The organism is Vibrio sp. Isolate34 (genome assembly GCF_022397915.1).
GTDB lineage: Bacteria > Pseudomonadota > Gammaproteobacteria > Enterobacterales > Vibrionaceae > Vibrio.
Map to the genome: position 1 here is coordinate 1 of NZ_JAKEUO010000025.1, position 23,837 is coordinate 23,837.

Below are 23,837 nucleotides of genomic sequence, written 5' to 3' on the forward strand. Positions count from 1 at the left end.
TTCGTCATATAACGCACCTTAGATGGATTCACTTACGTTCATCATACTGACTACCTAGCACTCACCCGATTTGTGTGGTTATCAGGAGGATCGTCCTCTCACGATTCGAATCCCGAGCAATTTAGATTGCTCTTCGTTACATTGTCTGAGCCGCTACTTTATTCAGGCCCATAGGTTCATCTGGTGATACAGATGGTCCACTCATAAAGCGGTGAACAACGCTTCATACGACTTCAGGTCGCACGGGCAATACTGTGTTAGCTGAATGTCTAACATTGAAACAACTCATACACCTTATTTTACCCACCTTTATTAGGGGGTTGATCGGGTGGTTAGCTGCCCATCAAAAATTTCTTTATGAGTCCCAGACAAAAAAAGAGCCGCTAAAAAGCGGCTCTTGATTTTCAAACTATTTGTTGAAACAACCATAAATTGATAACAATGAATCCATTAAAGTCATAGACTTAATCGAAAAACAACCATATCTTGATATCGCATAAAGCAACCATAAGTTGATATTTTTGTGGAACGAGGATTTCAGCGAAACTACAGCGGTAAGAAAGTTACTTTCAGTTAGCTAGTAAGATTCATCAAAAGAACCATCTCAAGCTTAGAAAACATCTAATCATTACAGTCCAGATAACCTTGTATCAGTCACGTTCACCAACTCTCTAAAGAATCGGATGCACTTGTCCAGTTCATCGCGCTTGACGATATGAGCTTCGGTTCTATCGGTTTGAGCGCGATGAACAGCCTCACCTCGTTTTTTTAACCATTTATTGAGTTGTGTTCTAGCTTCATCAGCGGTTTGAAAATTATTCCAGACCCAAGCTTCGGTCACATCAATACCGAAGAACTCAGCAAAAAGTGCTTTGGTCTTCTTTGACCCAGGATTGTTAAAGTACTTAAGATGCTCATCCAGTCGGTTCTCAACAATTCTTCCAAGTTGTGAGCCTATAACGACACCATATTTCGCATCAACAAGCTCTTTTGCTATGTCTTCTACATAGGTTTCCCAAGCAGTAAGAGTCATTATCAGAGTTGCTCTCTTAAGTACTTCTGGAGGCTGAGAGTTGGAGTGACATCCGTTTAACTGATCGTAACACTCTAATAATTGCTCAGCGTCTGAGATCGCGTACTCAAAATTGGCTTTCGCTTGTGACATCCTTTTTCCTAGTTATCATGACTATATGCATAAAGTGGAATTTACCATATCTAGGACTAAATCAATGACAACTAGGTTCAATAAAGTTGAGTTACTTCAATAAGCTAATGACTTTTGGTTGCTAATCGCGCTGAAAGCAGATTGGCATCACCAACGAGCGGCTAACGCTTTAAATCAACCCACTCCGAAAAGTAATGAATAGGGTCACAAATTTTGCTCATTGATGTGTAGTGATAATTACCGATTTGTATACCGTGTACCTGTAGCCCCTGCTTCTCTCTTCGGTTGCTAATTTTCCGACTTAACCCCGAAGTCACTGGGAACTCACCATCACTCACTAACAAAACATCGGCTTTATGCCATTCTTCTGAATCACACTTTTCCAGCGCTTTGTTAAGTGGCCCTTCAGCATCTGTACCACCTCCAAAAGACATCGTGAGGAAGTTAAGTAGGTCATTAAACCCCGAAGCATCTAACGTCAAATCAAGCTCACTAACCTCCTTCTTACTTCCAAAGAGATAAACGTAGCAACGCCGTTGCTCTTTGTAGGCCACTTTCAAGCATTCCAAAACGGTCGCTTTGGCAATGTTTTCTGGTAATCCCTTCATTGAGCCTGAAGTGTCCAAACAAATCACCATCGGACCTCGGTTCTTATTGCTTTTATTGCCCTGCTTTTCACTAACGGATTCTTGCTCTAGTTGCTCTACTGTTTCCAGGACCTCGGTCCCTTCCACTGAGTAAGAAAGTAAAGAATGCTCTGCTCGCTTAGCATGCCACAGTTTTTTAAGCACAGGATTGGTTAACAGTGAGGTTTCTTGGGGTAACATTCTAGAGATCGAATCTGACCGAGTAATGCCTTTAGTCTCCATTGGAACAAGAGGTGTTGCTACATACTTCTCATGTCTAGTAGCAACACTCATTTTGATTATGATTTCTTCAAGTACTGAGCCATCTGCTTGCTCGTCACGCCCTAAGTCTCGAATCAAACTTTGTAACTTAGGAAGTTTTTTTACAAGCTTGTTTAACCGAGCAATGTCGAGCCAACCATGGCTTTGGAAAACGCCTTTTGATAAGTCAAAGCCTAAACCAGTAATCAGCCCAAGTTCAGTAAATACCTCTTCTAATTGGGCCCATACTGCTAGCCTCTCTTGCCATACACTAGGCAAGATACCAACACCATTCTGTTCAGAGAGTAATTGCTGCCAAACTTCCTCTGAAGCAGAGGAAGCAATTCTTGTTTGCTGAGCATTAGTGAGAGAGATAGATTTAGTTTGTTTACGTTTGTTCTTTCTTTTCTCTAAAGCTTGCTTAATTTGACTTAACGCTTCTTCTTCCATCTGCTTAATCAGACCAGTAACTAACGGCGATGCTTTAGATTGAAGTTTATCTATCGTAATTAAAATGTCAGATAGCAGAGCATCTGTGACCTCTTCACTCTTAGCGCAGTAACGATTTAATCCAGTGTCTTCTAGCACTTTACAAATCGCATCAGTCAGAGACTGGGGGGCTAATGGCATTAAACTCGTCGGATTCGCCCCTACAAGAAGTTCATTTCTGGAGTTAACTAATGACTCGCACCGCTCTACTAACTCACCATTAGTATTTGTAATAACAGCCGGAAAAAATTTCTCCGGCACATTATCGAGGCATGTTAAAGGGCTATCCAAGTTCAATAACGGAGAGCTAATCAGATACTTTTCTCTAATCACACAGCTCTCCTTCCACTGGATCATCAGAAGAAACTAGCTCTGCAATCTCTATAGTTGGGTCTTTCTCTAACGGCAAACGACCAAACCCATCAACAAGTTTATTAGCTCTATTTAGTAGCTTTTCAGCTTGTTTTAGTGACTCATTGAGTGAGTCGACAATTTCTGGTGACAAATTGCAATCTAACCAAAGGTGGTTATTGAAGTATTGTTCAACAATGTGCAATTCTTGCTTCACAGTACCAATGTATTGATCGATGTTACTTACTATTTCTTGGACGCTTGATATTCGGCTGTCGATATGAGCCTTGGAAAACCTCACAATACCGATCAATGGATCGTTCTCTACTTTTTCCATCCATGGTTCACTCCTGTAATGTCTATTCGTCGTCTTATTTCCGTCATAGTCCTTATAAAGTAAATTGCCATTTCTATCCTTCGCTTGACGTTCACTAGACTTTTTAGTCGTTTCATTACCATCACAATCGATATAGAGTAGTTTTCCTTGAGCATCTTTTTTATGCGGACTGCTTTCTTCTGCTAACCTACTTTCCCATACACTCAAAAATTGTAATAGTCGAGATGGAGGTGTTTTTCCATCGACGGTCACCAAGCGCTTGTAGAGTTCTTGAAGGCCCTCAAGTTGCTCTGGTTGTTCCCATAAACAATGTGGAAGAATCCATGTGTCGTAAATACTGGTTTCATTAAAGCCTGAAGTGAAAGCTGACACTTTCATCAATTTGACCAGCTTACGCCAACGTCGATCAGATACGTAAATCTCTTGTGACGCTAAGTAATTACGAAACTCTTTACACGCTTCTTTCGTTGCTAAAGTCAACTCAACTTTCTCAGCTAGGCGCTGTACCTCATTTAGATCTTCAACCTTCAAACGTACATTGAGTTCTGGGTCGAACCCCTCTAATGCCCCACAAAGTAATGCATCAAAAGACTCCGTAGACACAGGCGACACATAAGAACGCAGAATGAATCTATCGTATAAAGCGCTGAGCTCCTCGCCTTCCGGTAACTCGTTACTTGCTGCTACAACAGAGATTAAAGGAACATTGACTCTTCGATTCCCGTTATCAAACTGGCGTTCGTTCAGCAAAGTTAGAAGACTGTTTAAGATTGCACTGTTTGCTTTAAAGATTTCATCGATAAACGCCACGGATGCTTCAGGCAGGTATCCACTAGTAAGCCTATTGTAACGATCCTCTTCCAACGCTTTGATCGAAAGCGGTCCAAACAGCTCTTCTGGAACAGAAAAACGCGTAACTAGTCGTTCAAAATAATTAGCCTCAACAAAGACACTTTTCAGCCGCTTTGCCAGTTCACTTTTAGCCGTTCCTGGAGGCCCAACTAGTAAGACATGCTCACCTGAAAGTGCAGCTAGCATCATAAGTCGGACTTGCTGCTCTCTTTCCAATAATCCATTACTCATCTGGGCCATTAGTGTTTGTAGCTTGTCTTTTCTGTTCATCGTTGTTGTACATACTGTCGTTGTCAAAATAAATTCCTTCTCTTTATGTCGTTAGCGTACATTTGGTAACGGATTTAGTCCGAGCACCACACGCGTAACTCAGCTAATGTTGTTTTCTTTATGAAAAGTTCTGTTGTTCCAAGTAATTTGAGCATTTCTTCTGTAATTTTCTCTTTGCTCACTCCCGGTTGCACCACTGCGACTTGAAACTCGATAGGAGTGGTACGTGAGCGATTTTTGATGCTTTCCAACTGAGCTATATTCCCTTTCAAAAAACGGCTTTGACCTCGCCCTTTCCAAGCTCCCTCACGCTTTTGAATATGTTTGCATAAATAAGGAAGACCAACATGCTTCCAACGTACAGAACGTTGAGCCTGCCCGCAGACTTCATAAAGATCACTTAGTCGTCTTCCAGGTTCATTACCATGAGAGTATTTACAGTGGTACAGGCTTAGAATTATCTTGTCCGGCAGAGATTTAATTGCCACTAAATCAGCAGCTTCTCCATGGTCATCATCATTGATTACGATGTCGTACTCTGAGTCGATAAGCTGCCAAGTTTGGTGCTGCACCGTATTAGTATTTAAGTTCGCACCCATTGACTCTTTCGTTATGTCCACGGTCCATCCGACAGGATTCAATGCGTCAGGAGAGTAACTACCTATATTGTCCCTCACCTCAACCCAATAGCAGTTATAAGAAAATGAACCATCAGCGTAATAGACGAATATCGGATCGTGGTACATCTCTTCTATGAGCGTTCTAGGTTCAGAGTTTCCTACTTGAATAGAGATCGGCTCACCTTCTAACAATTGATAGTCATAACCTTTCGACAGCTCTTGATCGATCAGCAATTTGTATTTCGATGCGGTTTGAGAGGACTCAAAAACCAGAATGGGTTCTTTGGTTTGTTCATCCCATGTCACTTTTAAGTCGACTTCATACAAGTAGAATGAAGATGAACCAAAGTATATTTTGACGCCCTCTTCATTACGGACTTGAAGTTGCTCACCCCACTGTATTGATATCGGCATATAAAGATGAGGGTTGTCTATTTTCTGAGGTCTCAAGAAGTCACGTGTAATGTTTGTATCATCATTACCACCCTCTACTACTTTATCCCACGCTGCTTTTGCCCAGAGTAACCAGTCGGCGATTGAACCCGCTTTGGGAGACCAAACTTTACCTTTACGCTCCGAACAGCCCCACAATACTTTGTTGCCATCCTCATACCCCATGGCCGCAATATTGCTAAGAGTTGACGCAGATTTTTCAACTGCGCTTAGCCCCTCGGTAACGTTTGGTCCAAAGAATTGCGTAAAGCTAATCGCTCCGTTTTGTGCAGAACCAAGATTATTCACCAGTGGATATTCGATGTTATTGAGAACATTAAAAATCTGTTTTCCTGACATAACATAAGTGGACTCACCACATAATTTTTCAGCCAGTATTTCTACTTTAAACCCCTTATAATCATTTGAATAAATGAGTAAAGCGTTACGTTCATTATCCCAATGAGCTATCAGTATTTTGTAGTTGATGTCTTTAACATCTTTAAAGTGACCCCATTTCACAGACGTGCTGGCTACAGCCAACAACACCAAAATATTTTCCTCGCTTGAAATTGAATGCCACATTTCATCATGACTGAATTTGATATCCGTGAACTTTTCAGGATTCCAACTTTCACAATCTGTCTTAAATAACATAGCTGAGCAAGATGGTCGCAAGTTCCAGAGCGAAAGCTGTTCGTGCAAGTCACCTTGTCCTCTAAGAGAGTCAACAACCTCCTGTAATCGCACCTCTCGTTCTATTTGATTCTCTGACAAGCGTCTTAACACTTCATCCCAATCAGCACCAAGTGCGTACAATTTCTGCAACGCACCTTCAACGCCAGGATCTGCTATATTTACAACCACACTTGCAGAACCAAGTGTTTCTTTGTGAGAGACACGGGTAAACCGCCCAATAAACTGTAACGTTATCGCCAAACTTTTATGATGGTCATGAATAGCCGCAATTTTTAGGTTTGGTAAATCGTACCCTTCACCTAGCATATCGACACATACTACCACTTTGGCTTCTCGTGCTCGCAGATAGGCAAGGCGCTTATTTTGTTCCGTTTTAGAAAGGTCAGAATGAACCAATACAGGTTTAAGCTCTGGCGCCAATTTCTGATATAGATTAAAGACTTCTTTCGCTCTTTCTTTAGTTTTCACCCTAGCCATCATTAAGTGATCAAGCCCTGAATCCATATCATGCTGTAGCAACTTGATTGCTTTATCTGCGATAGCGAGATCCATGGAGTCTTGAAAGTATTCTTCTACTGGTTCGAGCTGTACGTTAGTAAAATAGCCTGCTTTTTGAGCTTCACCCATGGTGTAGTTGTAGATGATTTTGGCACCCAAACTTTGAGTATCATTACGGAAAGGCGTAGCGGTAAACTGAACAACTCTTTTTCCAACAAATTGCTCTTTTATTCCATTCCACGTATTAGCTGAAATATGATGAGCTTCGTCAACAAAAAGATGACTACAAGCGTTGCAGATTGTTTCAAGTACACCTGAATTGGCAAAGCGTGATTTCAATATTTGAGGTGTTGCAACTAGCACATTAGCACTGTCGAGCAGCTTCTGCGCCTCTTCTACAGTCTTAATGCCCTTTTTGATCTTCACGACAGCAGGATGGAGTATTTCCTCGGGTACAACACCCAACTCTGCCAAGCAACCAAGAATTTTGAACTTATCGCCAATTTGATCTCGTAACGAATTTGAAGGAACCAACACCAGGACTTTGTCGCAGCGGTGGTAGATCGTTGTCGCCAACATAGTCTCTGTTTTGCCTGTTCCAGTCGGTAGAACGACTGTACTAGGCTCTATATTCGCTGATCTTGAAAACTCAGCCGAGATTGCGTGAAGAGCACCGACTTGAGGCGTACGCAATCCCAAGCTACCCGACTCTGTGTCCTCGGCCTTAAATATGAACTGATTCTGCCAAGACTTGGAAATTTGCGAGGGTTTCAAATCGTTCAATTTCGTCAACGGGTGGTTTAGCCATCGAAGTTCGGATTCGACAGCTAGCACCTTAAAACTTGCAGGTTTTAGTGTGTATAAAACTGGGTAACCTTCAAGGTGCGAAACACAAACACGCTTACTTTTAACAATATAAAACTTAGCGTAATCACCTCCAATTGGCGACTTACAGATAACGATATCAGCGTTATCTGTAGTAGCTATCGATACAGTGAGCTCAAACGAGCGACGTCCGAACCTCTCGACTCTATTTCCAGATACTTGGATATCCGGGAAAGAAAATGATGGAATTGTTAAAGTAGTAGAATTAGCGTCTGTCATATTCGATGGCACCTCGATTCGTAAATGTTGATACAACAATGCAATCAACAAGCATGCCAAACGCTAACATTATGATTTAATTGAATCTTTGCAAACTATCACAGTTTTATATGGTAATAATATTTACCATATGTAAACAAATTAACAGCCAAATAATCCTGCCACATGTATCGCATCAAGTAGCAGGCTCCAATTGTTCATTAAGGGTGGGAAGACCAAACATCTCTCACTAGCTTAAAGTCTTCATATTGACAAGAAGTATTGTAAGACATAGATTTCGCTTGTAGTAAGCCTTTAGGCATCGGAAGTATATCCATGAGTTCTTGACGTTGATCTCTATCTCTCGGCTCCTCAAAACCACCATCGTAGACCAACCCTCCTTTACTGGTAAAAAGCCCCCTCGCATGCAAAAATCTAGATCCTTCATCATCAGCACAATACCAATATAAATTAATATTGTCTGGCATTGTTCCTTTGAAGCTTTCTAGAGCTTGTCGCGTAACCGGCCATGGTGGTTTTCCATCTTCTTCAGAAAATATATGGAAATCTACTGAAGTTTTTTTACATAGCTTCATTATTTCAAGTAGTGTTTTTCGATAACCAGGTCTGGTGAAACAGATATACGGGTCGTAAATAGTTACCTTTTCTGCACCAAGTAAAAGTGCTTTTGCTGCTTTAGCAAGAGACACCGCAGTTCGAGGAAATTGCGAAGTATAGGAAAAATCATCATCAGCCAGATCAACAAAAGAACTTACGAACACAGGTATAGAATTGAGTGACTCCTCAACCACTCGATGAAATGGCTCGTTCCCATGGCTCATAGTTGCTGCATTAATCCAGCCTGCCCCTTCGAATGCTCGATTAAAAGCTACCGTTTTATTATCCTTGAACGCTCGAAGTCTTTCTGTAGCACGATCTAAAGTATCGCCTTGATGCGTTCTTCTCAATTGGTCTGAAACTTCCCTAAACCAAGCCTTAGGAAAACCAGATAATACTGCGCCGCGATCAAATCCAAGCCTTGCATCCAGCAATGCCAAATCAGCTAAGGAGTTGACTTCTGTAGGCGCTACCGCAAACTCCAAATGCAACATCAGAACAGCTCCTCCCTTCTTTCTTCAAAGAAGCCATTTGGCCAAGGTGCATCAAACTCACCCTCGTCAGTTGTTTTGATTGGAATTAAACGAGTTTTACCCTCGAATTGCTCACAGAAAACTATCTGTACATCACTTTTCTTACAACCAAATGGTTCGTATTCGATCTCTTCATCTGCGGTTTGGCGGCGACGTTTCAACAGCCTCAATAACAAATGTTCGCTGTGGGTCTCAACCAAGAACATACGGTCAGGGTTTTTCTTAGTTGCCTCGAGCATCATATCCCCTATGGCTAACTGCCACTTGGGGTGAATATGCAGCTCAGGTTGCTCACACGAAACGATAAGGTCTTGTTCAAGTGATGTGGCAACAACGAATGGGAATACTTGAGAAACGCCAACACCTACGCTTGATGGCAATAACGTAATATCGGTGTATAAATCCCTTAGAATAACTTTTTTCTCACTTAAATTTACGTCACCATAATCTTGTGCTTCAAAACGGTAATTAGTACCAAAGAAATGACTACTTTCAAATTTCTTACTAGTTTGAACTTTGACTTTATCTCTTGAGAATGCAAATTTTTCCCAACCAGCAGTACCATCATACCAACGCTGTGAGTTCGTGTTTTTGTTCAAGACAGTCGCACGTGTTGGTACAATACGTAATGGTCCTATATGGATAAAGTCTTCAAGTTTTTTTACTAATAGCTTTATTGGTGCAAACGCAGCTTGAGACAGTGAGGCTTCTGCAAACAACTGGGCTGCCAGTGGATGGCTTTCGAAAACATCAGACCAATCGAAGGGGGCATTGGATAGGTCGAGCCTTTTGTAGATATTTGGCAAAGCATCTTGGCCGTTTATTGAGACGTCTTCCCACTGGCCTGAATCAAAGAGGTTTTCGATTTTAAATGATTCATCTACTTCCCAATGTGGCAGTGGGTGATAGTGAATAATTTGGCAATCTGGTCGACCTGCTTGAGCTGTTGTTTTGAAAAACTCAATGCCGTGGCTTTTACATACATATCGACTGATGTACGCACGATTTTTAGTATGGTCCCACTTAATATCTAACTCGAAAGATAAAACGTCAGCTTCTGAATCAGGCGTAAAGAATAATGTATTCTCTAGTAACCAACGTTCGGACTCTGATAAATAATCATCCCAAATATCCGTTGCACCATCTCTAAAGTCCAGTGTTGCGCCTAGGGTGATAACGCCATTTAAATCCTTACCATGTACAATATTGTTAAAACCGCCAAAGTAAAGCGACTCCCCAGCGATCGAGCTGTATTGCGCATCAAAATTGCGTTTAGCGACCACTTCATACAGATACAGTAATGCATGTAAAACCGTGCTTTTACCAGTACTGTTGGCGCCAAAGAACAATGTAATGGGTGCCAGTGGAATCGTGGCTCTATTCTTAATACCCTTGAAACCACCAACGGTAAATGATGTTATTTTCATTTTTACCTAACCTTTGATCAAAAAAGAGGTATCCGAAGATACCTCTTAAGTTTATAGTTGGCCTGAGAAAGCTTTTTGGGAAAGGCTATCGAACAAAGGAAAAGCGACTTGTTTATTAGTTTTAGTATCTATATCTAAGACTTTATCAACAATATCGCAAAATTTCTTTTGTAGCTCCATCGGAGGAACTATTAAAGTTAGATTTTCAACCTGCTGTTTTGTTAAAGCCTCTCGTGTAGCACCTCCAGATGTAGCGATTCGCATCAACATTTGCTTAAAACTCGTCGAGGTTATTAGCCTCTTCGCAAATTCTGGTAAAAGTAACGCCCTATCAACACGTATTATACAAACGTGTTGGTTTACTCGAGCGGGTAATACGTTGCTTGGAACCATTGTACAACGACATACGGATGCGCCTGTAATATTCAAAAGAATATCTTGCTCTTGAACGACTACATTTTTAAGCTTTTCAGCCTGTTCGTTTGATATAAATGCAAGATCTTTATAGATAAAGGTATTATCATGCACATTAAGGCTTCTTATGAGAGAAATCCCGGCGCTCAGATAAGCTTCCTTCCCTCCGCGTGGAGTTGACCCACTACCAAGTTTTGATGTTAAATCTTGAAGCTTACGAACACCCCACCCCTTCGGATTCGTTACCGGATCACCAAACATATCCAAAAACACGCTGCGTAAGAACTCATCGGCAAGGTCAATGGCTTGCTTGCGTTTCTGGCGGATGGCATCGGCTTTATCCAAAATGGCGGAGATGCGTTTTTGTTCTTCTAGTGGGGGGAGTGGGATCTGAAAAGTTTTCAAATCAGTTGCTGATAGATTCGGTTGAGCAGCGCCATTTTCATATAATTGAATCTCTCTTTCGCAAAGAAAGCTACCTAAGTAGTGCTTCAAATAATCGATGTTTATTTTCTCATTCACGCGAATGATCACAAGAGATGAAGCTATTGCCCCTTTCATATCTGAGTCAACCAATGCGAACTTACCTAGAGAGCCTCGCAAACAAAAAAGGATATCCCCTTTTTCGATTTTCCCGCTGTTCAATGAATTGAACTTATCCTCAGTTATGTAATTGAGCGCATCTGCATAAATAGTATGAACAAGGCTTAGATTACCAGCATTAATAAATGGGACACCCTCATCAACAAAAGAGCCTTTTGATGGGTAGTTTTTCCCTCTATCACCATTAATAAACTGGGCTACGTCTCCAAAGCTTACGACGGGCCAACTCATAGCATCGACTCCAACTCATTTAGGTCAGCTAGAATGTCATTCTCGAGGGCTTTGAGTTTGCTCAGAATCACTTTAGGTTCTTCATAACTTTCTTGCTCGTAAACCACTTCTTTATAACGGTTGATCGACAGGTCATATTTGTTCGACTTAATATCCTCTTTATCAACCAAGAAGGCTTTTTGAGTTTTGTCTGCCCATTGTTCGGTTGACTCACCTGCCATTACCGCAGCTTGATACGCTTTGTACTGCTTAACCAAGTCTGGCAAGTCGTTATCTTTGATTGGGGTACGCTTATCGTCTAACGAACGGCCATCGGCTTGCACGTCGTAGAACCAAACCTTGTTTGTGCTGCCACCTTTGGTGAAGATTAAAATTGCAGTCGACACACCAGCGTATGGCTTAAACACGCCACTTGGTAGGGAAATAACCGCTTCTAACTGGTTATCTTCAATTAGGTGTTTACGCAGTGCTTGGTGTGCTTTAGAGCTACCAAATAGCACGCCGTCAGGCACAACTGTTGCGCTACGGCCACCGGTCTTAAGCATGCGTTGGATCAGAGCAACAAACAGCAGTTCGGTCTTTTTAGTTTTCACGACTTTTAGAACCGCAGAATCGACATCTTCTTCATCTAGGCTGCCTTTAAATGGCGGGTTAGCTAGGATGATATCGAAGCCATTTTTCGCCTCACCTGGGAAGCGTTCAATGAAGCTTTGGCTCAACGTGTCTTGGTAGTGAATATCCGGCTGTTTTACACCGTGCATCACAAGGTTCATTGCAGCAACACGCAACATGGTAGAGTCAAAGTCAAAACCGTGGAACATGTCGTAATCGATATGGGCGCGGTTTTCTAGCAAATCTCCAGCGTATAAGTGATTAAACACAGGGTTGCCGTATACATCTAAAACAGGCTTTCCTTCTTCATCAAATGCTTGCTCTTTCTCAGTGCCTTCTGGTGAAGAGTATTTCTCTAACAGGTATTCGTATGTTGATGAAAGAAAGCCGCCAGTGCCACAAGCAGGGTCACAAATGCGATGTGTTTCTTCAACATCGAGCATTTCGATCATTGCTCGAATGATATGGCGCGGTGTACGGAACTGACCGTTAATACCTGCGGTGGTCAATTTTGAAAGCAGGTACTCGTACAAATCGCCTTTTACGTCTTTGTTCTCTAAAGGAAGGTCACTGACCAATTCAACGGCTTTAACTAGCAAGGATTGCTTTTGAATCATTAACTGAGCGTCTTTCATAAACTCAGCAAACAAGGTGTCATCGCTGGTCAGCTCTTTAAAGAATGGAAATAGCTCGTCTTTAACCAATGGGTAAAGCTTTTCCGCACCTAAGTGACGGAAATTTTCCCAGCGGATATGTTGCTTGTCCTTCTCTTTATCTTCACTAACAGGAAAGCGACGATTAAATGGCTTACCAGTACGAGCGCTACGCTTCTCATCGTTGCGCTCATTCATGTCTAACATACGGGCATACATCAAGTAAGTGATTTGCTCAACGACGGTTAAAGGGTTGGTGATACCACCGGTCCAGAACTCTTCCCATAGCTTATCGATTTGGCTTTTTAGTGCACCTGATGTAATCATTATTTATTCTCTTAGTTTTTTGCTTGACTGCTTGCGTAATTCTTCGGCAAAGCGAGTTCGGGAGCAACCAGCGGGGTATTCAGAGCCTTAATTCAAGGTAATAGCCGCTGGTTTTAATGGGTGTAGTGTAATCAGCTTACTGTTTTAGCCAAAGGGCTAATTCACTGCTTTCTCGACGCTTGAGTGTTTATTACCCAAATGCACGCTAAAGCGACGCACAAATTGTTCAACTACATCTGCTTGTGCAGGGTTTGGGAACACGCCGTCTAATCCCGCATCGTCAATTTGATTAAATGGTGCGTCATAGAGAGCTTCAATATCAACGCTGCCATAACGACATAAGTGATTCTTGAGCATACCGATAAAACGCTGCTGTCTTGCGTTCAAGTGAGTATGAACTTGTTGAACGAATGCGGTAAATTCATGCTCAATTTGTTGTTCATCCATCCCTACAATCGTTCGTAAAATTTGGTCTAATTCGGCGGTTGATTCAGGGAAAAACTCTTTGAGTGTATGTAAATCCACATTTGGGTTTTGTGTATGCACTAATGCATTCAGTGTTGATAAATCAGCTTCTGTCACCGCTTGCCCGCCACGTATTTTCTGTAGAACAGTGTTAGATTCAAACAGTGGCGTAAGTGTTTTTTCAACTTCTTGACGGTAGATCTCGTAATCCACAGTGATGATGTCGGTTTTAATTTCTTGCGTTTCATACAGCCCTGGATCTTCTTGCAAGTCAATAATGGGCGTTTTCGGTGCAGAAGGCGCTACGCCTTTATCACGTAAATGGATAACCGTACGTAAATTATGGCGACACGCTTCTACCGCAAAATAATCGGCATCACTCAAATAGTTGGGTTGTTGAATCTGCTTGATCGTTGCCGCTTTACTACGCACTTCATTTAGATGCATCGACAAACTGATGACTTTATCTAAGATCGGCGGTGCCTCTAACTCAACTTTACTTGGCTGCTGCAGTTTGGTGAGTTGCAATTGTAAGAATTGCAGGTCTAAACGCAGCGCTTCACTTTCACCAGTAGTCTTCTTCCACTGCATCAGAGGCGCCATTTCATCAAAGAGTAACGCTTTAGTATCTGGCGCCATCTGCATTAAACGTTTTTCTTCACTCAACTGTGCTTTTAGTTTCCATTTCTCGCGTACCGCGATGGTTTGATCATTTAGAGAGTCAATGTCTTCCTTAACCTGCGGTATAATGTCGGCAAAGATTTCCATCTCTGCTTTTTTAAGCGCTTCGACGGCAAGCACTAATTTAGCTTCAAATACTTTTTGCGCCAAAGATTTACTTTGCGTTCCTTCATCCTCGTCTGGGTTCATTTTGAAGTGCTCAAAATTGCCCCAGTGGTCGAAGATCAGGAAGTGCTTTTTATCTGCTCCTGGTCCGTACAAGTTTTCACATAAACGAGTACCACGGCCCACCATTTGCCAAAATTTTACTTTTGATTTTATAGGCTTAGCAAAGACCAAGTTAACACATTCAGGTACATCTATACCGGTGTCCAACATATCAACCGAGATGGCAATGGTAACTTCATCGTCGTTACCTTCGACACTTTTGAAATTGTCGATAAGCTCTTCTGCTCTCTCATATTTTGAGTGAATAACTCGGCAGAAATTTCCACCCATATCTGGATACATTTCACTAAACAACTCAGCTAACAGTTCGGCGTGAGCTATGTTTCTAGCAAAGATAATCGATTTACCAGGAAGTTGCTCATCCACATCTTTTAAACCCTTTTCCATTAGGTTGCGGATGATTGCTCGGTTGGTATCTTTATTGAATATGGCTTTATCAACCTGCTTCGCATCGAAATCCAGAGTGTTTGGATCAATACCTTGATCTTCTAGTTCTGCAATCTGCTCATCCGTCAGTTCGCTTGCCTTAATGCCGTCACGTAAGAATTGAGTTGTGTGAGTAACGACTTTAAATGGAACTAAGTTTTTCTCTTCAATCGCTTGCTCAAGTGGGTAGTTCGCCGTCGGCATTTTGTAATCACAGCCGAACAACTGACTGGTTGAGCGCGAAATCATCTCAACAGGCGTCGCGGTTAAACCCACTTGTAATGCATCGAAATATTTGAATAGCTCGCCGTACTTGTTGTAAATCGAACGATGCGATTCATCAGCAACGATCAGGTCAAAGTGGCCAACATCATACTCTTCATAATTTTGGATCATACCCGGATAGGTCGCGATAACAATACGCGCCTTTGAAGCTAGTTCTTTCTTACTTTTACCTTTGATGAAAAGCGGCTCTTTAGTGTGCTCATTAAACGCATTACCAGCCTGTTTACGTAGCTCTTTTCGGTCACATAAGAACAGAATACGTTTCGCCCAACCTGCATCTAACAAGCGCTTGGCTAAAGCAATAGAGACTCGCGTTTTACCCGTCCCGGTTGCCTGTACAATAAGGGCCTTTCGATGCTTGTCTGAAAAGCGCTCACAAATACGGCTGATGCTTTCCATTTGATATAAACGACCCGCAACTTTTGTATCAATGGGTGTGCTGTTTAGATCTTTCTTTAATTCTCGTTGAAGAATCAGATATTGAAGGCTGTCTTTTGAGTAATAGCCAAAAATCAGTCTAGGTGCGTAGCCCTGAGCATCATCCCAAATATAGATTTCGTAGCCGTTAGTGTAGAAAATGACTGGGCGCTGGCCGGTACTTGCTTCTAGAGCGTCTGCATATAATTTTGCTTGCTCACGCCCTGCATTGGCATCTTTTCGAGTACGCTTAGCTTCAATAACTGCTAATGGTTTGCCATTATCATCCCACAATACATAATCGCAGCGACCTTTGCCTGTTGTGGTTGGTTGGCCGTCGACTTCGTACTCTTTTGACACCTGTTCCGTGCTTTCATTATCAAGAGCGACATCCCAACCTTCACTGCGTAATTCAGCATCAATGAGACGCTTACGAGTTTCGGCTTCATTAAAGTCAAAGCTGCTTTTTAGTGACAGGGTATTAGTGCGAATTTTATCGGCTTTAACGTGGTCAGTTTGCTGCTTCAGCTGAGCGGCTTGTTTCTGAGCTTCTAACTGCGCTTGCTTTACTTCTTCTAATTCTTTTAGCGCTTTCTTAAGAAGATCGTCATTTTGGTTAAGCTTCTGCTGTAACAGTTTGTTCTTTCTTTTGAACTCAGCTTTAGACTCTTCACCCGTTGGTGCATTGTCTGGAACAGTAAATTTAGGGCAACCTTCTAGATCACCGTCGCCATAGGCCATATAGAGCCAGCAACCAATAAAGTAAGACTCTTTCAACAACCAAATCGAATCATGTTGTGAGATTTTTCCTTCATGAGCAGCTTTGTTGCCCCCCTTGCGAACAGCGTGAAACTTATCAGCAATGGTTTTATCAACAACCGAGGTAAAAGCGCCACTGACAAGTTTGTCGTGCATTGAAGCATTGGGAGCAACAGGTAGGTGAAGTTCTTGGTATAGATAACCAACAATTTTTTCAACATAACAACGTAGCTTCACGAGAGCACTTTGCGGATCAACAACGGCATACGTTTCAGCAAAAGCACCAAGCTCAGCTAACTCTGGCCACTGTTCTCTCAAATGTTCAAAATTCATAGACTTCTTCACCTTTCTGTCTCCTAAGATGAGTGATACTTTGCAACGTTTACGCCAATTTCAAACTTGGTTGTTTTTATGATTCCAAATTAAGCGTTTTCAGCCAGTTATTCAGCGTTTGATGATTATTTAAACCCAACGATTTTGCAGCTTTAGATTTGTTTCCAGCAGCATAATCCATCGCAGATTCAATTGCACTTTTCTTTATATTATCAATATGTTGCTGAAGGTCACCAGGAACCCTAAATTCACCATTGTTCGCCGAAGTTAGGTCACGACTTATTATCGCGACCTCCAAATCTTGTTTAGTGATCTCTTTACCTTCCGACCATAATACGGCTCGGTTTAATGTGTTCCATAGCTCACGAATATTACCCGGCCAGCTGTATGCTTCTGCAAATTCTATTGCAGACTTGGAAATATTCTTACTCTCAAATAAGGGATGAGTCTTCATCTGCTGGTTTATCTCGATCATCAACTCTTCGATCAGGAAAGGGATCTCTTCTGAACGCGCCCTTAACGAAGGCAACTCAATCACTCCAACGGCTAGCCGATAGAAAAGATCTTCACGAAAAGACTCGTCAGAAACCATTTTAAAAAGGTCACGGTGTGTCGCAGCGATAATCCTCACATCAACACTTTTCGTGGCAACGTCCCCCACCTTTGTAATTTCCTGCTGCTGCAATGCCCTAAGTAATTTAACTTGAACGGCTAAAGGGAGTTCACCAACTTCATCAAGAAATAATGTTCCACCATTTGCTTGCTCAAATAGACCTGCATGATCTTGGTGTGCCCCTGTAAACGCACCTTTTACATGACCAAACAAAATGGAATCAACCAAATTTTCAGGTAAAGCACCACAGTTAACAGCTTTAAATGGCTTATCAGCACGAGGACTGGCTTTATGAATACCTTTTGCCATCACTTCTTTACCGGTACCACTTTCTCCGAGTAGCAAAGCCGGTAGATCAGCATAAGCCAATCGTTGCGCTTTCTTGATGACGTTCTGCATGACAGTAGATTTGGCCGTAATCGAATCAAAAGCACTATTGAGAGACGGTGTTTTTGAAGCAAGTTGAGCAATAGCTGTTGACGAAGATTTTTGATACTCAGCAGAAAAGTCTACAGGTACATCAACTTCGATTAACTGACCTTGAGGGGTAGTTTGAACTAACTGACATTTCGCAATACTCTTTCCAAGTAGAACAGAAACGACTGTCATTGCAGGCGTACCAGAGGTCAGGTTTAGAAAAATACCATCAGCCTGATCAGAGACATAAGCCAGTTGCTTGTGCATGACTTTGGTAATTGCAGTGTAATCAATTGGAGATGACAACCTGATACGTTGAATCTTTACTGAAGTATTGGAACGCCCGGCACAAGCAAGTTTTTTTTCAAGCCACTCTTTGTAATCATGCCATTCATCTTCCCATGTACTAGCCAGAATCACGACATCATCAAATGCTGGTGCTTTTAACGCAATAGTCGCAATTGAAGCTGTTTTATCTAGCTTCATCTGATCAAGGTCTGTTCTTCCAAGCCAACTAAGCAAGGTTGCCATTCTATCTTCCGTAATTATCTTTACTTATTGGTAAATACTTTACAGCAATAGTCGCTTAGTTGATATTCAATTAAGTGAAATACAGATCCAGATTACACAAAATGGAAACTTGTCTATAGCGTCTCAATCTGAAGTAAAACTCGGTTAATCATGCTGGTAACTCCTATATTTGGATTAGGAGGAGCTTAATGCTTTTACAAAGACCCAAACCACACAGTAACGAAAGCTTGGAGAGCTTCTTTATCCGAGTTGCAAATAAAAATGGCTATGAAGATGTGAACCGTTTTCTTATGGCCACGAAACGTTACCTTCAAGATATCGACTTCTCAGGTTTCCAGACCTTCCCTACTAACATCTGCAAGATGAATCCTGCGTCAGCCAAAAGCAGTTCCAGTGCCCGAATAGCTTCACTCCTGAAGCTCGCTCAATTGACGTTTAATGAACCGCCCGAGCTGCTTGGGTTAGCAATTAACAGAACAAATTTAAAATACTCTCCATCCACCAGTGCTGTGATACGAGGTTCTGAAGTTTTTCCTCGTAGTTTACTTCGAACTAAATCCATCCCCTACTGCCCATTATGTTTACAACAAAATGGCTACGCCTCCTACCTTTGGCATTTTGAGGGTTACGATCACTGCCACATTCATAATACACCTTTAATTACTGCCTGTAGTTGTGGGTCTGAATTTGACTACCGAGAGTCGGGGTTGAAAGGAAATTGCAGTAATTGCAAAGAACCTATAGCCATAAAGAGTTCAGAGGTGAGTCATGAGGCAATATTCACTGTTGCAAATTGGCTCGCCGGCAATGAGTCTAAAAATCTACCTAACGTCCCCAAAAGCTACCGTTGGGGGTTGGTTCATTGGTGGCTCCATCTTAATGACAATAAGTTCGACCATCTATTATTCACCCAATTTTTCTCGAATTGGCCTAGCTCGTTTCATTCTATGATTGATAGCGAAATCGAATTCAACGTAGATCACGCAATTGTTGGAAGAAAAGAATTGCGGGTAAAAGATCTTATGGGGCGGATATTTTTTAGTTCCATTCGATTACCAGAGCGCAACCTGCAGCACAATATCGTCTTAGGAGAGCTTCTACGGCATATAGAGACGCATTTATGGAATAGCAACGGTCTGATCGCTAACCTACGCATGAACGCTTTAGAGGCTGCTGTATTCCTCAATTGCAGTATGGATGAGGTAGCCTCAATGGTAGAACAGCGCATCTTAAAGCCAAATCGTAAAACTAAGCCAAACATGCCTCTGGCGGTTAACGACTACTTATTTTATTTCGGCGACATCTTCTGCCTTTGGTTAGCCGAATTTCAAACTGATGAATTTAACCGCTCTTTCTATGTGTCGAGGTGGTAAATGGAGAGTCTGAAAAAGTTACTACAATCAAGACCCGATGATTTGAACGTAGAATTAAAGCGAGCATTCCGCCCTCTTACTCCACATATCAATATCGATGGAAAGGAGCTTGATGCTCTCACTGTATTAGTGAACTTAACCGACAAAACAGCCGTTCAAAAAAACCTACTTGATAGGGTTAAATGCAAGCAAAAGCTTAGAGACGAAAAATGGTGGGCTCGCTGTCTAAAAACGGTTGAATACAGGCAAAGCCACAGCCTAAAATTTCCAGACATACGCTCTGAAGGTGTTATTCGCGCGACTCCTTTGGGGCAGCTACCCGATTTTTTACTTTCATCTTCTAAGTTAGAACCACACAACTGGGCGTACAGCCATGATTCCAGCGATGTTAACAAAAGCGCTTTATTAACCAATGAATTTCGTTGGAATGGTGTAATTTCATGCCTTGGTGATTTGCTTAAAGATGTGGAACACCCGTTGTGGCAAAAACTCAATACGCTTGGCTGCTACCAGAAAACACGTAAGGCTATCGCTAAAAAATTGGCTCAGATTTCTCAAACAACGATTAACGTCAGTCTCGCTCCAAATTACTTAACTCAACTATCTTTGCCTGATAACGACAGTTCTTATATTTCCCTCTCGCCAGTTGCTTCTCAATCGATGCAAAGTCACTGTTATCAAGCGCTAGAAAATGAGTATCGCTATACAGCGTTAACCCGTTACAGCCGCAGTACTAACATGGGAGTATTACCTATGACATGTGGTGGTGCTTTGAAGATGTTGAAAGCTGTCCCTAACTTTTCCCTTGCACCTCATTATCAGATAAACATTGGAAAATTTTGGTTAACCTCAAGTCATATTCAATCGTTAAAACAGTACCAAAGGCATACTCGATATTTAATGCCAGAAAACAAGCGAATCGCTTACCGGAGAACAGTCAAAAACGAGATACACGAGATGGTTAAGGCTTGGTTGGCAACACAAGACAACACCATGGATGTGAGTACTCTTGTTCAACATTTAAACGATGATCTATCCCGCTTCAAATCAGCTAAGTGTTTCGCATACGAGCCGAGCATTACTAAACTCCTGCTTGGGCTCATCAAGCGTGAACTAACCGAACCTACAACCGTTTCAACTAATATTTGCCGCAGTGAAGAAAAGGATTCATTTTTCGCTATTCCAAATATAAGAGTTTGTGGAGCAAGCGCGTTGAGTTCACCTATCACGGTAGGTCTTCCATCACTCACTGCTTTCTTGGGGTTTACTCACGCGTTTGAACGTAACTTAAATGAGTCTTTTCCTACGCTCGCAATTGATTCGTTTGCCATCTGCGTCCATCAACTACACGTTGAAAAACGCGGTTTAACAAAAGAATATATACAAAAAGCAAACCACACCATATCGCCACCCGCTACACACGATGACTGGCAGTGTGATTTGGTCTTTAGTTTGGTGATTAAGTTTAATCGTAGCTTGAACGTTGATGAAAATACTATTGTTCGAGCTCTGCCGAAACGGTTTGCCAGAGGTTCCGCTAAAATAGCCATTGCAGATTTCAAATACATCCGGTCATTTTCAACGTTAGAAAAGACGATTCAATCCTTTCCTCAGAAAACCGGCAAATGGCTATCGATGCATACTGAACCTATCGAAAACATGAGTGATATTTTATCGGAAGTTAAAGAGAACCGAAAATTAACCCCAAGCTGTGTTGGGTATCATTTTCTTGAAGAGCCGACCGACAAACCTAACTCTCTTCGAGGTTATAAACATGCTTTTTCTGAGTGCATCATTGGTCTGATTGAGCCAATCACTTTTGATCAAAACACCGACATAAATACTATTTTGTGGCATCACAAGTGCTATCAAAACTACCTTTCTGTGCAGCCAAGGAGTACCTATCATGGAACTACCGACTAACCTAGCCTATGAACGTTCAATCGATCCTTCTGATGTGTGCTTTCTAGTTGTGTGGCCAGATGGGCGAAAGACCCCCTTAACCTACACTTCTCGTACTGTACTAGGACAAATGGAAACCGCAGCCTTAGCTTATGAGCCGTCGGGGCGGAGCAAAGAGAGTGCAACCGCTGAAAAACTGGCTCAAGGTAACCCACATCAAGTCGATTTTTGTCATGCCCCTTTCGGTGCGAGCCACATTGAATGCTACTTTTCGGTCTCTTTTTCTTCTGAGCTACGCAAACCTTACAAGTGTAATTCGTCTACGGTTAAACACACACTAATGCAACTAATCAAAGCGTATGAAGAAAATATTGGTTGGAATGAATTGGTTTCTCGATATCTAGTCAATATATGTAATGGCTCATGGCTGTGGAAAAATACTAAAAAAGCCTATTGCTGGGATATAGAGTTAACCCCTTGGCCCTGGGCGGGAGGTGCTGTCAAATTTCAAGACATAAAGGCTAACTACCTAGAAAGAAATGACTTTGAGAACCATAAAGATTGGGAAGCTATTGCTCAAATGACCAGAAATGCTTTTTCTCACTCTAATGGTTTGGCCATATTTGAAGTGAAAGCCACCTTGCGGCTACCAACCAATAAACAGATTTTCCCGAGCCAAGCATTCACCGAAAATGAAAGTAACAACACTAAGAAACAAAGCAAGGGACGAATTTTTCAAAGCACAACGGTTGACGGTGAACGGAGCCCAATATTGGGTATTTATAAAACCGGCGCCGCCATAGCGACCATAGATGACTGGTACCCCGATGCAACTGAGGCACTACGTGTCGGTCGGTTTGGGGTTCATAAAGAAGATCTCACTTGCTACCGTCACCCTTCTACGCAAAAAGATTTCTTTTCTATCCTTAAGCAAACAGAGTCTTATATTGAAGCACTCACGTCTTCAGATAAACCAAATCAAGAGACCATAAACGACCTGCATTTTTTGGTCGCAAACATCATCAAGGGTGGAATGTTCCAACATAAGGGGGATTAAGTATGAAGTGGTACTACAAAACGGTCACTTTTCTGCCAGCGCGTTGTAACAATGAATCATTAGCCGCTAAGTGCCTTCGGATTCTTCATGGCTTTAACTATGAGTATGAAACAAGAAATATTGGCGTTTCATTTCCTCTTTGGAGTGACGATACCATTGGAAATAAAATTTCTTTTGTGAGCACAAATAAAATCGAACTCGATTTGCTACTCAAACAGCACTACTTCACCCAAATGAAAGATCTGCACTATTTTGATATATCAAATACAAAGGTTGTCCCTGACGGCTGCGAGTATGTTTCATTTAAGCGTTGCCAGTCGATAGACAAAGCAACACCTGCAGGACAAGCTAGAAAGGCGAAAAGATTAAAAAAACGTGCGGGGGAAAGAGGTGAGGAGTTTGACTTACCTTCATTCAAACAACAAGAGGTTGTTGCACTCCACCACTACCACTCGCTTGAGGAAGACAGTAAAAGTCGTGGCGGTAGTTTTCGACTCAATATAAGAATATTCAAAGAAGCTCGCTTAGACGGCGATGCACTATTTAGCAGCTATGGCCTTGCGAATACTGAAAACACATCTCAACCCGTACCCCTAATTTGACCCTATTTTTATCGACACTTTTAAGTCATTGAATTATAGAAACTTTATCACAGTGAGAAAAATAGGGTTAATTGACACTAAATCTATTAACTGATTGATAAATATATACTATTATTTAATTAGTAACAGTGAACTGCCGAATAGGTAGCTGATAATATCTGCTATATGACGGTCGCAGTCTGCAGGGAGTGAACTGCCGAATAGGTAGGAGACAATTCAATATCAATTGCTGTTGCTTCAAATCTCAAACCACTACCTTGTGGTTTGCTTTAGAAATTAATGAGGACTATAATCCTCAACACTACTGTAAAGTAGTTGATAACAAACGGACCACTTTCATTCGCGTTCAATAACAGTTTACTGCTGAATAAGTAGATACTTTAGGGCGACGCTGGTTTTATGGTAATAGCTCTCTCACATCACACTCAAGCACTTGTGCCAGCTGATAGGCTTTTTCGAGTGTGATGTTCACTTCGCCTCTCTCGATTCTACCAACATAGCTTCGATCAATATCAGCTAACAGAGCCAATTTGTCTTGAGAAATAGATTTATCTCTACGCATCCCACGTAAATTAGCACCAAACCGTTTTGCTAAGTCTTTCATTTAAAACGACTCTAAAAAACAAAACTATCGCCTCTTGATGCAT

Annotated in this window: 15 protein-coding genes; 4 read left to right on the forward strand and 11 right to left on the reverse strand. The window is 41.7% G+C overall.

Translation table 11 applies throughout. The features are described 5' to 3' along the window. Window positions 1–628: 628 nt before the first annotated feature. From L1D22_RS19860 to L1D22_RS19905, 10 genes are all read right to left on the reverse strand, one after another. Window positions 629–1,165, reverse strand: coding sequence for a HEPN domain-containing protein (locus L1D22_RS19860; protein WP_239830967.1), 537 nt, complete (start codon window positions 1,163–1,165; stop codon window positions 629–631). 161 nt (window positions 1,166–1,326) lie between these two features. Next, complete coding sequence (locus L1D22_RS22420; RefSeq protein WP_239830968.1) at window positions 1,327–2,874, reverse strand: VWA domain-containing protein; 1,548 nt, start codon at window positions 2,872–2,874, stop codon at window positions 1,327–1,329. Continuing rightward, a complete protein-coding gene (locus L1D22_RS19870; RefSeq protein WP_239830969.1) occupies window positions 2,867–4,378 on the reverse strand; it encodes an AAA family ATPase in 1,512 nt (503 codons plus the stop codon). Before L1D22_RS19870 ends, L1D22_RS22420 begins: the two co-directional genes overlap by 8 nt. Window positions 4,379–4,425: 47 nt before the next feature. Further along, window positions 4,426–7,704 (reverse strand): DEAD/DEAH box helicase family protein, encoded by a 3,279-nt coding sequence (locus L1D22_RS19875; RefSeq protein ID WP_239830970.1) that lies wholly within the window; start codon window positions 7,702–7,704, stop codon window positions 4,426–4,428. Between the two features lie 200 nt (window positions 7,705–7,904). Further along, window positions 7,905–8,795 carry a hypothetical protein gene (locus L1D22_RS19880; RefSeq protein WP_239830971.1) on the reverse strand — a complete coding sequence of 297 codons (891 nt, stop codon included), beginning with the start codon at window positions 8,793–8,795 and terminating at the stop codon, window positions 7,905–7,907. Then, a complete protein-coding gene (locus L1D22_RS19885; protein ID WP_239830972.1) occupies window positions 8,795–10,261 on the reverse strand; it encodes an AAA family ATPase in 1,467 nt (488 codons plus the stop codon). Before L1D22_RS19885 ends, L1D22_RS19880 begins: the two co-directional genes overlap by 1 nt. 51 nt (window positions 10,262–10,312) lie before the next feature. Beyond that, a complete protein-coding gene (locus L1D22_RS19890) occupies window positions 10,313–11,509 on the reverse strand; it encodes a restriction endonuclease subunit S (RefSeq protein WP_239830973.1) in 1,197 nt (398 codons plus the stop codon). Then, entirely contained in the window at window positions 11,506–13,101 is a 1,596-nt protein-coding gene (locus L1D22_RS19895; protein WP_239830974.1) for a class I SAM-dependent DNA methyltransferase, read from the reverse strand. Before L1D22_RS19895 ends, L1D22_RS19890 begins: the two co-directional genes overlap by 4 nt. Before the next feature lie 156 nt (window positions 13,102–13,257). Further along, entirely contained in the window at window positions 13,258–16,695 is a 3,438-nt protein-coding gene (locus L1D22_RS19900; RefSeq protein WP_239830975.1) for a DEAD/DEAH box helicase family protein, read from the reverse strand. A gap of 76 nt (window positions 16,696–16,771) precedes the next feature. Next, window positions 16,772–18,256, reverse strand: coding sequence for a sigma-54 dependent transcriptional regulator (locus L1D22_RS19905; RefSeq protein WP_239830976.1), 1,485 nt, complete (start codon window positions 18,254–18,256; stop codon window positions 16,772–16,774). 188 nt (window positions 18,257–18,444) lie between these two features. Here L1D22_RS19905 and L1D22_RS19910 point away from each other — a divergent pair, with 188 nt between their 5' ends. Genes L1D22_RS19910 through cas6f form a run of 4 tightly spaced genes read left to right on the forward strand, consistent with a single transcriptional unit; the run spans window position 18,445 to window position 23,190 of the window. Next, window positions 18,445–19,629 (forward strand): TniQ family protein, encoded by a 1,185-nt coding sequence (locus tag L1D22_RS19910; RefSeq protein ID WP_239830977.1) that lies wholly within the window; start codon window positions 18,445–18,447, stop codon window positions 19,627–19,629. Continuing rightward, a complete protein-coding gene (locus L1D22_RS19915) occupies window positions 19,630–21,552 on the forward strand; it encodes a type I-F CRISPR-associated protein Csy2 (protein WP_239830978.1) in 1,923 nt (640 codons plus the stop codon). Continuing rightward, window positions 21,536–22,588 (forward strand): type I-F CRISPR-associated protein Csy3, encoded by a 1,053-nt coding sequence (gene csy3, locus L1D22_RS19920; protein WP_239830979.1) that lies wholly within the window; start codon window positions 21,536–21,538, stop codon window positions 22,586–22,588. Before L1D22_RS19915 ends, csy3 begins: the two co-directional genes overlap by 17 nt. Before the next feature lie 2 nt (window positions 22,589–22,590). Next, window positions 22,591–23,190: a type I-F CRISPR-associated endoribonuclease Cas6/Csy4 gene (cas6f, locus tag L1D22_RS19925; protein WP_239830980.1), complete on the forward strand. Its 600-nt coding sequence runs from the start codon at window positions 22,591–22,593 to the stop codon at window positions 23,188–23,190. A 397-nt stretch (window positions 23,191–23,587) separates the two neighbouring features. On the opposite strand, the gene L1D22_RS19930 is transcribed toward cas6f, so the two are convergent. Continuing rightward, on the reverse strand, window positions 23,588–23,794 hold the full coding sequence (locus tag L1D22_RS19930; RefSeq protein ID WP_210467767.1) for a helix-turn-helix transcriptional regulator: 207 nt from the start codon (window positions 23,792–23,794) through the stop codon (window positions 23,588–23,590). Window positions 23,795–23,837: the final 43 nt, after the last annotated feature.

Excerpts from the sequence above, each read along its gene's own strand:
- L1D22_RS19860 (WP_239830967.1), bottom strand. The coding sequence starts at position 1,165 with ATGTCACAAGCGAAAGCCAATTTTGAGTACGCGATCTCAGACGCTGAG.
- L1D22_RS19875 (WP_239830970.1), bottom strand. The coding sequence starts at position 7,704 with ATGACAGACGCTAATTCTACTACTTTAACAATTCCATCATTTTCTTTC.
- L1D22_RS19880 (WP_239830971.1), bottom strand. The coding sequence starts at position 8,795 with ATGTTGCATTTGGAGTTTGCGGTAGCGCCTACAGAAGTCAACTCCTTA.
- L1D22_RS19885 (WP_239830972.1), bottom strand. The coding sequence starts at position 10,261 with ATGAAAATAACATCATTTACCGTTGGTGGTTTCAAGGGTATTAAGAAT.
- L1D22_RS19890 (WP_239830973.1), bottom strand. The coding sequence starts at position 11,509 with ATGAGTTGGCCCGTCGTAAGCTTTGGAGACGTAGCCCAGTTTATTAAT.
- L1D22_RS19895 (WP_239830974.1), bottom strand. The coding sequence starts at position 13,101 with ATGATTACATCAGGTGCACTAAAAAGCCAAATCGATAAGCTATGGGAA.
- L1D22_RS19900 (WP_239830975.1), bottom strand. The coding sequence starts at position 16,695 with ATGAATTTTGAACATTTGAGAGAACAGTGGCCAGAGTTAGCTGAGCTT.
- L1D22_RS19905 (WP_239830976.1), bottom strand. The coding sequence starts at position 18,256 with ATGGCAACCTTGCTTAGTTGGCTTGGAAGAACAGACCTTGATCAGATG.
- L1D22_RS19910 (WP_239830977.1), top strand. The coding sequence starts at position 18,445 with ATGCTTTTACAAAGACCCAAACCACACAGTAACGAAAGCTTGGAGAGC.
- L1D22_RS19915 (WP_239830978.1), top strand. The coding sequence starts at position 19,630 with ATGGAGAGTCTGAAAAAGTTACTACAATCAAGACCCGATGATTTGAAC.
- csy3 (WP_239830979.1), top strand. The coding sequence starts at position 21,536 with ATGGAACTACCGACTAACCTAGCCTATGAACGTTCAATCGATCCTTCT.
- cas6f (WP_239830980.1), top strand. The coding sequence starts at position 22,591 with ATGAAGTGGTACTACAAAACGGTCACTTTTCTGCCAGCGCGTTGTAAC.
- L1D22_RS19930 (WP_210467767.1), bottom strand. The coding sequence starts at position 23,794 with ATGAAAGACTTAGCAAAACGGTTTGGTGCTAATTTACGTGGGATGCGT.